The sequence below is a fragment of the Streptococcus oralis genome (assembly GCF_001578945.1).
GTDB classification, from domain to species: Bacteria; Bacillota; Bacilli; order Lactobacillales; family Streptococcaceae; genus Streptococcus; species Streptococcus oralis_Q.
Genome location: NZ_KQ969550.1, coordinates 563,599 through 574,870 on the forward strand (window position 1 = coordinate 563,599; position 11,272 = coordinate 574,870).

General features: G+C 36.4%; 10 protein-coding genes. All 10 read left to right on the top strand.

Features of this window, described 5'->3' with window-relative positions; all coding sequences use genetic code 11:
- The first annotated feature begins 43 nt into the window (after positions 1–43).
- The 10 genes from ychF to ftsH all read left to right on the top strand — a co-directional run bounded on the left by ychF (position 44) and on the right by ftsH (position 11,173).
- A complete protein-coding gene (gene ychF, locus SORDD16_RS02575) occupies positions 44–1,159 on the top strand; it encodes a redox-regulated ATPase YchF (RefSeq protein WP_061452249.1) in 1,116 nt (371 codons plus the stop codon).
- Between the two features lie 72 nt (positions 1,160–1,231).
- A complete protein-coding gene (gene pth / locus SORDD16_RS02580; protein WP_061452250.1) occupies positions 1,232–1,801 on the top strand; it encodes an aminoacyl-tRNA hydrolase in 570 nt (189 codons plus the stop codon).
- Entirely contained in the window at positions 1,802–5,305 is a 3,504-nt protein-coding gene (gene mfd / locus SORDD16_RS02585) for a transcription-repair coupling factor (RefSeq protein ID WP_061452251.1), read from the top strand.
- 57 nt (positions 5,306–5,362) lie between these two features.
- A complete protein-coding gene (locus SORDD16_RS02590) occupies positions 5,363–5,629 on the top strand; it encodes an RNA-binding S4 domain-containing protein (protein ID WP_001234975.1) in 267 nt (88 codons plus the stop codon).
- Positions 5,622–5,990 carry a septum formation initiator family protein gene (locus SORDD16_RS02595; protein WP_061416393.1) on the top strand — a complete coding sequence of 123 codons (369 nt, stop codon included), beginning with the start codon at positions 5,622–5,624 and terminating at the stop codon, positions 5,988–5,990. Before SORDD16_RS02590 ends, SORDD16_RS02595 begins: the two co-directional genes overlap by 8 nt.
- 4 nt (positions 5,991–5,994) lie before the next feature.
- Positions 5,995–6,117, top strand: a complete 123-nt coding sequence (locus SORDD16_RS12150) for an SP_0009 family protein (protein WP_000429343.1) — start codon at positions 5,995–5,997, stop codon at positions 6,115–6,117.
- Complete coding sequence (locus SORDD16_RS02605) at positions 6,110–7,381, top strand: serine hydrolase (RefSeq protein ID WP_061452252.1); 1,272 nt, start codon at positions 6,110–6,112, stop codon at positions 7,379–7,381. The genes SORDD16_RS12150 and SORDD16_RS02605 overlap by 8 nt, the downstream gene beginning before the upstream one ends.
- Positions 7,378–8,655 (top strand): tRNA lysidine(34) synthetase TilS, encoded by a 1,278-nt coding sequence (gene tilS, locus SORDD16_RS02610; protein WP_061452253.1) that lies wholly within the window; start codon positions 7,378–7,380, stop codon positions 8,653–8,655. Before SORDD16_RS02605 ends, tilS begins: the two co-directional genes overlap by 4 nt.
- A gap of 4 nt (positions 8,656–8,659) precedes the next feature.
- Positions 8,660–9,202 (top strand): hypoxanthine phosphoribosyltransferase, encoded by a 543-nt coding sequence (gene hpt, locus SORDD16_RS02615; protein ID WP_061452254.1) that lies wholly within the window; start codon positions 8,660–8,662, stop codon positions 9,200–9,202.
- Positions 9,203–9,217: 15 nt separating this feature from the next.
- Positions 9,218–11,173 carry an ATP-dependent zinc metalloprotease FtsH gene (gene ftsH, locus SORDD16_RS02620; RefSeq protein ID WP_061452255.1) on the top strand — a complete coding sequence of 652 codons (1,956 nt, stop codon included), beginning with the start codon at positions 9,218–9,220 and terminating at the stop codon, positions 11,171–11,173.
- The last annotated feature ends 99 nt before the right edge of the window (positions 11,174–11,272 follow it).

Consider the following 11,272-nt stretch of genomic DNA (forward strand, 5'->3'; position numbering starts at 1 on the left):
TTATAATGTTAGGGATTGAAATGAGAACGGAGAATGAGAAACTATGGCTTTAACAGCAGGTATCGTTGGTTTGCCAAATGTTGGTAAATCAACCCTTTTTAATGCAATTACAAAAGCAGGAGCAGAGGCAGCAAACTACCCATTTGCGACTATCGATCCAAATGTTGGGATGGTAGAAGTTCCAGATGAACGCCTACAAAAACTAACGGAAATGATCACACCTAAAAAGACAGTCCCAACAACCTTTGAATTTACAGATATTGCAGGGATTGTAAAAGGAGCTTCAAAAGGAGAAGGTCTAGGAAATAAATTCTTGGCTAATATTCGTGAAGTGGATGCGATTGTTCATGTTGTGCGTGCTTTTGATGATGAAAATGTTATGCGTGAGCAAGGACGTGAAGACGCTTTTGTAGATCCACTTGCAGATATTGATACCATTAACCTGGAGTTGATTCTTGCTGACTTAGAATCAGTTAATAAACGCTATGCGCGTGTAGAAAAGATGGCACGTACGCAAAAAGATAAAGAATCAGTAGCAGAGTTTAACGTTCTTCAAAAGATTAAACCTGTTCTTGAAGATGGAAAATCAGCACGTACCATTGAATTTACAGATGAAGAGCAAAAAGTGGTCAAAAGTCTCTTCCTTTTGACGACTAAACCAGTTCTTTATGTTGCTAATGTGGATGAGGATGTGGTTTCAGATCCAGATTCTATCGACTATGTTAAACAAATTCGAGAATTTGCAGCGACAGAAAATGCTGAAGTAGTAGTTATTTCTGCGCGTGCTGAAGAAGAAATTTCTGAGTTAGACGATGAAGATAAGCAAGAATTTCTTGAAGCACTTGGCTTGACAGAATCAGGCGTTGACAAGTTGACTCGAGCTGCTTACCACTTACTTGGACTTGGAACTTACTTTACAGCTGGTGAAAAAGAGGTTCGTGCTTGGACCTTTAAACGTGGTATGAAGGCTCCTCAAGCAGCTGGTATTATCCACTCAGACTTTGAAAAAGGCTTTATTCGTGCAGTAACCATGTCATATGAGGATCTAGTGAAATATGGATCTGAAAAGGCTGTAAAAGAAGCTGGACGCTTGCGTGAAGAAGGAAAAGAATATATCGTTCAAGATGGCGATATCATGGAATTCCGCTTTAACGTTTAATAACATTTAATAAATAGTGTCAATTAGGTTGGAAAAAAATTCCAACCCTTTTGGCTTTTGAAAGGAAAATAAATGACAAAATTACTTGTTGGATTAGGAAATCCAGGGGATAAATATTTTGAAACCAAACACAATGTTGGATTTATGTTGATTGACCAACTAGCTAAAAAACAAAATGTCGCCTTTACACACGACAAGATATTTCAAGCTGACCTAGCCTCTTTTTTCCTCAATGGAGAAAAAATTTATCTTGTCAAACCAACAACGTTTATGAATGAAAGTGGAAAGGCTGTTCATGCTTTATTGACTTACTATGGTTTAGATGTAGAAGATTTACTCGTTATTTACGACGATCTTGACATGGAAGTTGGGAAAATTCGTTTAAGAGCAAAGGGTTCAGCAGGCGGTCATAATGGTATCAAGTCTATTATTCAACATATTGGAACCCAAGTATTTAACCGTGTTAAAATAGGAATTGGAAGACCCAAAAAGGGCATGTCAGTTGTTCATCATGTTTTAAGTAAGTTTGATCAAGCTGACTATGTAGGTATTTTACAGTCAATTGACAAGGTTGACGATGCTGTAAATTACTATTTACAAGAGAAAAACTTTGAGAAAACGATGCAGAGGTATAATGGATAAATGGTGACTTTATTAGATTTATTCTCAGAAAATGATCAGATAAAAAAATGGCATCAAAATCTGATAGATAAAAAAAGACAACTAATACTTGGTTTATCAACTTCTACCAAGGCTCTTGCAATTGCAAGCAGTCTAGAAAAAGAAAATAAGGTTGTGTTACTAACCTCGACTTATGGTGAAGCAGAACGAATTATCAGTGATCTTCTTTCTCTCTTAGGAGAGGAACTTGTCTATCCATTTTTGGTAGATGACTCTCCTATGGTAGAGTTTTTGATGTCTTCGCAAGAAAAAATCATTTCGCGGGTTGAGGCCTTGCGTTTTTTGAGTGATCCGTCTAAGAAAGGGATTTTAGTTTGTAATATCGCAGCGAGTCGATTGATTTTACCCTCTCCGACTAGATTTAGAGAAAGTATTATAAAAATTGCAGTTGGCGAAGAATATGACCAACACGAGTTACTTCACCGGTTAAAGGAAATAGGCTATCGCAAAGTTACACAAGTACAGACCCAAGGTGAGTTTAGTATTCGAGGAGATATTTTAGATATTTTTGAGATGTCTCAGTTAGAACCTTTCCGGATTGAGTTTTTTGGTGATGAAGTAGATGGTATTCGTACTTTTGAAGTCGAAACACAATTATCAAAAGAAAATCAGACAGAACTTACCATCTTTCCAGCTAGTGATATGCTTTTAAAAGAAAGAGACTATTTACGAGGTCAGTCAGCTTTAGAAAAGCAAATTTCGAAGACCTTATCACCAATCTTAAAATCATATTTGGAAGAAATTTTGTCAAGTTTTCATCAAAGACAAACACATTCAGATAGTCGAAAGTTTTTATCTTTATGTTACGATAAAACATGGACTGTCTTTGATTATATTGAAAAAGATATACCAGTATTCTTTGATGACTATCAAAAATTGATGAATCAGTATGAAGCCTTTGAAAGAGAATTAGCGCAATACTTTACAGAAGATTTACAGAATGGTAAATCATTTTCTGAGATGCAGTATTTTGCAGATACAGAGCAAACCTATAAAAAACAAAGTCCAGTTACCTTTTTCTCCAATCTGCAAAAGGGTTTAGGAAACCTCAAGTTTGATTACATTTATCAATTTAATCAATACCCTATGCAAGAGTTTTTCAATCAATTTTCTTTTCTTAAAGAAGAAATTGAGCGATATAAAAAAATGGACTACACTATTATCTTGCAGTCTAGCAATTCAATGGGAAGTAAAACATTGGAGGATGTTTTAGAGGAATATCAGATTAAATTGGATTCCAGAGAAAAGTCAAGCATCTGTAAAGAATCTATAAACTTGATTGAGGGTAACCTAAGACATGGTTTTCATTTTGTAGATGAAAAAATTCTCTTGATTACTGAATATGAGATTTTTCAAAAGAAATTAAAACGTCGTTTTAGAAGACAACATGCGTCAAATGCAGAGCGATTAAAAGATTATAATGAACTTGAAAAAGGGGACTACGTTGTTCACCATATCCATGGAATTGGTCAATATCTAGGAATCGAAACAATTGAAATCAAAGGGATTCACCGTGATTATGTCAGTGTTCAATACCAAAACGGGGATCAAATCTCCATTCCAGTAGAGCAGATTCAGTTACTGTCCAAATATGTTTCAAGTGATGGGAAACCTCCTAAACTCAATAAATTAAATGACGGTCATTTTAAAAAGGCCAAGCAAAAAGTTAAGAATCAGGTAGAGGATATAGCTGACGATTTAATTAAACTCTATTCTGAGCGTAGTCAGTTGAAGGGGTTTGCTTTCTCAGCTGATGATGATGAGCAACATGCTTTTGATGATGCTTTCCCTTATGTTGAAACGGATGATCAACTTCGTAGTATTGAGGAAATCAAGAGAGATATGCAGGATTCTCATCCCATGGATCGACTTTTAGTTGGGGATGTTGGTTTTGGAAAGACTGAAGTTGCAATGCGTGCAGCCTTTAAGGCGGTCAATGATCACAAACAGGTTGTCGTTCTAGTTCCGACGACGGTTTTAGCACAACAACACTATACGAGTTTTAAGGAACGATTCCAAAATTTTGCTGTTAATATTGATGTGTTGAGTCGCTTTAGAAGTAAAAAAGAGCAGGCAGAGACACTTGAAAAATTAAAGAATGGTCAAGTTGATATTTTGATTGGAACGCATCGTGTTTTGTCAAAAGATGTTGTGTTTTCAGATTTGGGATTGATGATTATTGATGAAGAACAACGATTTGGTGTTAAGCATAAGGAAACTTTGAAAGAACTGAAAAAACAAGTAGATGTCCTAACCTTGACAGCAACGCCAATCCCTCGTACCCTTCACATGTCTATGCTGGGCATCCGAGATTTGTCTGTTATTGAAACTCCTCCAACTAATCGCTATCCTGTTCAAACCTATGTATTGGAGAAGAATCCTAGTGTGATTCGTGATGCTGTTTTACGTGAAATGGAGCGTGGAGGTCAAGTTTACTATCTTTACAATAAAGTTGACACGATTGACCAGAAGGTTTCAGAATTACAGGAGTTGATTCCAGAGGCTTCAATTGGTTATGTTAATGGGCAAATGAGTGAAATTCAGTTGGAAAACACTTTATTGGACTTTATTGAAGGTCAGTATGATATTTTGGTAACAACTACCATTATTGAGACAGGAGTTGACATTCCGAATGCCAATACCTTATTTATTGAAAATGCAGACCATATGGGCTTGTCAACCTTGTATCAATTAAGAGGAAGAGTTGGTCGTAGTAATCGCATTGCCTATGCTTATCTTATGTATCGCCCAGAAAAATCAATTAGTGAAGTATCTGAGAAGAGATTAGAAGCGATTAAGGGATTTACAGAATTAGGCTCAGGATTTAAGATTGCGATGCGAGACCTTTCGATTCGTGGAGCAGGAAATCTATTAGGAAAGTCCCAGTCTGGTTTCATTGATTCTGTTGGTTTTGAATTGTATTCTCAGTTACTAGAGGAAGCTATTGCTAAACGTAACGGCAACGGGAATAAAAGAACCAAAGGGAATGCTGAGTTGATTTTACAAATTGATGCCTATCTTCCTGATACTTATATTTCTGACCAACGACATAAAATTGAGATTTACAAAAAAATTCGTCAAATTGACAATCGTGTCAACTATGAAGAACTACGAGAAGAGTTAATGGATCGTTTTGGAGAATATCCCGATGTGGTGGCTTATCTTTTAGAGATTGGTTTGGTCAAATCATACTTGGACAAAGTATTTGTAGAACGTGTGGAGAGAAAAGAAAATAAGATTACAGTTCAATTTGAAACAATTACTCAGCGACTGTTCTTGGCTCAAGATTATTTTAAAGCCTTATCCGCAACAAATTTAAAAGCAGCTATAGCGGAGAATAGAGGATTAATGGAAGTCGTATTCGATGTCCGAAACAAGAAGGATTATGAAATTTTAGAAGGTTTGCTGATTTTCGGAGAAAGTTTATTAGAGATAAAAGAATCAAAGGAAGCGAATCCCATTTAACATTTTTCTTCTATAAAAAGGATAAAAATGGTACAATAATAATTTGAGGTAATAAAAATGAGATTAGACAAGTATTTAAAAGTTTCACGAATTATTAAGCGCCGCACAGTCGCAAAAGAAGTAGCAGATAAAGGTAGAATCAAGGTGAATGGAATCTTGGCCAAAAGTTCAACGGATTTGAAAGTTGATGACCAAGTTGAAATTCGCTTTGGAAATAAGTTGTTGCTTGTTAAAGTACTAGAGATGAAAGATAGTACAAAAAAAGAAGATGCAGCAGGCATGTATGAAATTCTCAGTGAAACACGGGTAGAAGAAAATGTCTAAAAATATTGTACAGATGAATAATTCTTTTATTCAAAATGAACATCAACGTCGTCGTTACCTGATGAAGGAGAGACAAAAAAGAAATCGTTTTATGGGTTGGATCCTTATTTTGATGATCTTGTTGTTTATTTTACCAACTTATAACTTGGCCCAAAGCTATGATCAGTTATTGCAACGCCGTCAGCAATTGACAGAGTTGAAAGAGCAGTACCAAACTCTTAGTGACGAAAAGGATAAGGAATCTGCTTTTGCTGCAAAGTTGAAAGATGAAGACTATGTAGCAAAATATGCACGCGCCAAGTACTATTACTCAAAGAAACGAGAAGCAATTTACACAATTCCAGATTTGCTTCCGAGGTAATGTCATGGAAAATTTATTGGAAGTTGTTGAGCAATTTCTAAGTTTATCAGATGAAAAATTAGAGGAATTGGCAGCTAAAAACCATTTATTACGATTACAAGAAGAAAGGGAAGAGAAGAATGCGTAAGTTCTTAGTAGTGTTATCGCTACTATCTGTTTTTATCATAACTTCAAGAGTAGTTAGCACGGAAAAACAGCTTCCTTACTCTTCACAAGAAATTTATTATCTAACTGAATCTGATCATGGATTTTACTATAAAGAAGTTCTTGAATCGCCAATGGTTTACGGAGAAACAGCTGTCTATGCTAATGAAGATCTTGTTAAGGAATCTGGTAAACTGACTTCTGGAACAGCCTTTAAAATCGTAGAATGGCGTTTGAATAGACAAGGTGTTCCTATTTTTAAATTAGACAATCATCAGTTTATTGCTGCAGATAAGCGTTTAGTCTATGATCAAAGTCAAGTTCAAACTCAAAATAGACAAGTATGGTTGGACCCGGGTTTTGTCATCTATAACAGTCCTTATGTTGCTAAAGAAATTTCTTCATCCCTCTTTCCCTATCAACGCGTAACAGTGGATAGAACCCTCTTTGCTGAGGGACAAGAATTTCTTCATATTGATCAAGTTGGGTGGGTATCAAAAGAGTTCGTCTCAGAAGAGGATAATCGTATCCAGAAGGTTCAAGAAGTTTTATCAAAGAATTATCAGAATGAAAATTACTCTATTTATGTTAAACAACTGAGTACAGGTAAAGAGGCTGGGGTGAATGAAGACAGCAAACTCTATGCAGCTAGCATCTTGAAACTAGCCTATCTTTATTACGCTCAAGATAAGATAAATCAGGGGGAATATACGCTGAACAGCAACTTCAAGTATATCCCAGAAGTAAATAGTTTCCCTGGATCCTATAAACCAGAAGGTAGCGGTAGTTTACCTAAAACAGGAGACAACAAAGATTACAGTCTCCAACAGTTAATTACTAAGGTAACAAAAGAATCTGACAATGTTGCTCATAATATTTTAGGTTATTACGTGACCAATCAATCTGATGGGGCTTTTAAAGAGAAAATGTCTACTATTATGGGTGAAGATTGGGATGTGAATGATAAATTGACTTCTTCAAAAATGGCTGGAAAGGTCATGGAAGCTATTTATAATCAGAATGGTTTTGTTTTAGAGTCTCTAAGTAAAACGAATTTTGATAACCAACGAATTGCGAAAGGTGTTTCGGTTAAGGTAGCTCATAAAATTGGAGATGCCGACGAGTTTAAACATGACACTGCGATTGTTTATACTGATTCTCCTTTCATTCTCTCTATTTTTACCAAAAATTCTGATTATGACACCATTGCTAAGATAGCCAAGGATGTCTATGAGGTTCTAAAATGAGAGAGCAGGATTTTTTAAATCATTTTCTCCAAAAAGAGTATTTCAAAAAACATTCTAAAGTTGTGTTGGCTCTGTCTGGTGGACTGGATTCGATGTTTTTATTTCATCTATTGTCTACTTATCAAAATGAGTTAGAAATTAAGCTGATTGTAGCACATGTCAACCATAAGCAAAGAAGCGAGTCTGACTGGGAGGAAAATGAACTAAGGAAGTTAGCTGATGCAGCTGGACTTCCTATTTATATCACAAGTTTTTCAGGAGACTTTTCAGAAGCGCGTGCTCGAGAGTTTCGCTATGATTTTTTTAGAAAAATCATGAAAGAGGTTGGAGCGACTGCCTTGGTCACTGCCCACCATGCAGATGATCAGGTTGAAACGATTTTGATGCGCTTGATTCGAGGAAGTAGACTACGTCATTTAACAGGAATAAAAGAAAGTCAAGTAGTTGATGGAATTGAAATCATCCGTCCCTTGTTGCATTTTCATAAAAAAGATTTTCCACCAATTGTTCATTTCGAAGATCAAACAAATCAGGAAAATACTTATTTTCGCAATCGCATTCGGAATAGGTATTTACCAGAACTTGAAAAAGAAAATCCTCGTCTTAAATCCGCTCTTTTAGATTTTGGAAGGGAAGTTTCAGATTACCAAGCAACAATAACGGAACTTTCGAAACAAATTGATGTGGAAGATTTGAATGAGCTCTTTTCATTCTCACGACAAACTCAAGGAGTCCTGCTTCAGAATTATCTCAATCAATTTCCAGACTTAAATCTGACAAAGGCTCAGTTTGCAGAAGTTCGACAGATTTTAGCAACTAAAAGTCAGTATCGTCACTCACTGAAAAATGGTTATGAATTGATCAAAGAGTATCAGAATTTTCGAGTTTGCAAAATCAGTCTACAGGCTGATGAAAAGGAAAGTGAACTTGTGTTACACTATCAAAATCAGGTTCAACATTCCGGCTATTTATTTTCTTTCGGAATTCCTTTGGAAGGAGCTTCAGTTCAAAAAATAGATGTTTCACGAGAAACACCTGTATATATTAGATGTCGAAAACCTGGCGATGTTCTTATCATGAATGGTCACCGAAAGAAACTGAGACGTTTATTTATAGATTTGAAAATCCCTATTGAAAAACGAAAAACAACCCCTATTATTGAGCAATTTGGAGAAATTGTCTCAATTTTAGGAATTGCGACCAGTGATTTGAGTAAAAACACGAAAAATGATATAATGAACACTGTACTTTATATAGAAAAAATAGATAGGTAAAAAGATGTTAGAACACGATATTAAAAAAATCCTTGTTTCACACGATGAGATTACAGAAGCAGCTAAAAAGCTAGGTGCGCAACTAACAAAAGAATATGAGGGGAAAAATCCAGTTCTTGTTGGAATTTTGAAAGGATCGATTCCTTTTATGGCTGAATTGGTCAAACATATTGATACGCATATTGAGATGGATTTCATGATGGTATCTAGCTACCATGGTGGAACAGCAAGCAGTGGTGTCATCAATATCAAACAAGACGTAACTCAAAATATCAAAGGAAGACACGTTATCTTTGTAGAAGATATCATTGACACAGGTCAAACTTTGAAGAATTTGAGAGATATGTTTAAGGAAAGAGAAGCAGCATCTGTTAAGATTGCAACTTTGTTAGACAAACCAGAGGGGCGTGTTGTTGAAATTGAAGCAGATTATACTTGCTTCACCGTTCCAAATGAGTTTGTTGTAGGATATGGTTTGGACTACAAAGAACATTATCGCAATCTTCCTTATGTTGGAGTGTTGAAAGAGGAAGTTTATTCAAATTAGAAAGAGCATTCTTTAATGAAAAAACAAAATAATGGTTTAGTTAGAAATCCATTTCTATATTTGTTAATTATCTTCTTCCTTGTGACAGGGTTTCAGTATTTTTACTCTGGAAATGCTACTGGGAAAAGTGAAAAAATTAACTATACAGAATTGGTAAAAGAAATTACAGCAGACAATGTAAAAGAATTAACCTATCAGCCAAATGGTAGCATCATTGAAGTATCTGGTGTTTATAAAAATCCTAAGACTAGTAAGGAAGAAACAGGGATTCAATTTTTCACTCCTACTGCTACAAAAGTAGAAAGATTCTCAAGTACTATTCTTCCAGCAGATTCAACAGTTTCAGAATTACAAAAACTTGCCTCTGAACATCAGGCTGAGGTAACGGTTAAACATGAGAGCTCAAGTGGCATGTGGATCAATATCCTTGTCTCTGTTGTACCATTTGCTATTCTCTTCTTTTTCCTATTCTCTATGATGGGAAATATGGGAGGAAATAATAGTAGAAATCCAATGAGTTTTGGACGTAGCAAGGCCAAAGCTGCTAATAAAGAAGATATCAAGGTACGATTCTCAGATGTTGCAGGTGCCGAGGAAGAAAAACAAGAACTAGTAGAAGTTGTTGAATTCCTAAAAGATCCAAAAAGATTTACAAAACTTGGTGCGCGTATTCCTGCAGGTGTTCTTTTGGAGGGGCCTCCAGGGACAGGTAAAACCCTTCTTGCTAAGGCAGTTGCTGGAGAAGCAGGAGTTCCATTCTTTAGCATCTCAGGTTCTGACTTTGTAGAAATGTTTGTCGGAGTTGGTGCAAGCCGTGTTCGTTCTCTTTTTGAGGATGCAAAAAAAGCAGCACCAGCCATTATTTTTATCGATGAAATTGATGCCGTTGGTCGCCAACGTGGTGTAGGCCTCGGTGGAGGAAATGATGAACGTGAACAAACCTTAAACCAACTTTTAATTGAAATGGATGGTTTTGAGGGAAATGAAGGGATCATCGTCATCGCTGCGACAAACCGTTCAGACGTTCTCGATCCTGCTCTTCTACGTCCAGGACGTTTTGATAGAAAAGTATTGGTTGGTCGTCCTGATGTTAAAGGTCGTGAAGCAATTTTGAAAGTTCACGCTAAAAACAAACCTCTAGCAGAAGATGTTGATTTGAAATTAGTGGCCCAACAAACTCCAGGTTTTGTAGGTGCTGATTTGGAAAATGTTTTGAATGAAGCTGCTCTAGTTGCTGCTCGACGCAATAAAAAAGTCATTGATGCATCGGATATTGATGAAGCAGAAGATCGTGTCATTGCGGGTCCTTCTAAGAAAGATAAGAATGTTTCACAAAAGGAAAGAGAATTGGTTGCTTATCACGAGGCTGGACATACGATTGTTGGTTTAGTCTTGTCAAATGCTCGCGTGGTTCATAAGGTGACTATTGTACCACGTGGCCGTGCAGGTGGTTACATGATTGCTCTACCAAAAGAGGATCAAATGTTGCTTTCAAAAGAAGATATGAAAGAACAATTGGCAGGACTTATGGGTGGTCGTGTGGCTGAAGAGATTATCTTCAATGTTCAAACAACAGGAGCTTCTAACGATTTTGAACAAGCTACGCAGATGGCGCGTGCTATGGTAACGGAATATGGCATGAGCGACAAACTTGGACCAGTCCAATATGAAGGTAACCATGCTATGTTTGGTGCTCCAACCCCTCAAAAGTCTATGTCAGAACAGACATCCTATGAGATTGATGAGGAAGTACGTTCATTATTAAATGAAGCACGAAATAAGGCAGCTGAGATTATTCAATCAAACCGTGAAACTCACAAACTGATTGCAGAAGCATTGTTGAAATACGAAACATTGGATAGCACACAAATCAAATCTCTCTACGAAACAGGAAAAATGCCTGAGACTGTAGAAGAGGAATCCCATGCCCTATCTTATGATGAAGTAAAATCAAAAATGGGTGAAAAATAACGATTCTTTGTCAACTGTAGCGGGGGTGGCTTATGGCTAACATCTAGAGAGGACCAGATTGGTTCTCTCTTTTATGATGTTCAAAGTGACCAAAATTTT

Bases quoted from the DNA above. Each gene is read 5' to 3' on its own strand.
- ychF (WP_061452249.1), top strand. From the start codon at position 44: ATGGCTTTAACAGCAGGTATCGTTGGTTTGCCAAATGTTGGTAAATCA.
- pth (WP_061452250.1), top strand. From the start codon at position 1,232: ATGACAAAATTACTTGTTGGATTAGGAAATCCAGGGGATAAATATTTT.
- mfd (WP_061452251.1), top strand. From the start codon at position 1,802: ATGGTGACTTTATTAGATTTATTCTCAGAAAATGATCAGATAAAAAAA.
- SORDD16_RS02590 (WP_001234975.1), top strand. From the start codon at position 5,363: ATGAGATTAGACAAGTATTTAAAAGTTTCACGAATTATTAAGCGCCGC.
- SORDD16_RS02595 (WP_061416393.1), top strand. From the start codon at position 5,622: ATGTCTAAAAATATTGTACAGATGAATAATTCTTTTATTCAAAATGAA.
- SORDD16_RS12150 (WP_000429343.1), top strand. From the start codon at position 5,995: ATGGAAAATTTATTGGAAGTTGTTGAGCAATTTCTAAGTTTATCAGAT.
- SORDD16_RS02605 (WP_061452252.1), top strand. From the start codon at position 6,110: ATGCGTAAGTTCTTAGTAGTGTTATCGCTACTATCTGTTTTTATCATA.
- tilS (WP_061452253.1), top strand. From the start codon at position 7,378: ATGAGAGAGCAGGATTTTTTAAATCATTTTCTCCAAAAAGAGTATTTC.
- hpt (WP_061452254.1), top strand. From the start codon at position 8,660: ATGTTAGAACACGATATTAAAAAAATCCTTGTTTCACACGATGAGATT.
- ftsH (WP_061452255.1), top strand. From the start codon at position 9,218: ATGAAAAAACAAAATAATGGTTTAGTTAGAAATCCATTTCTATATTTG.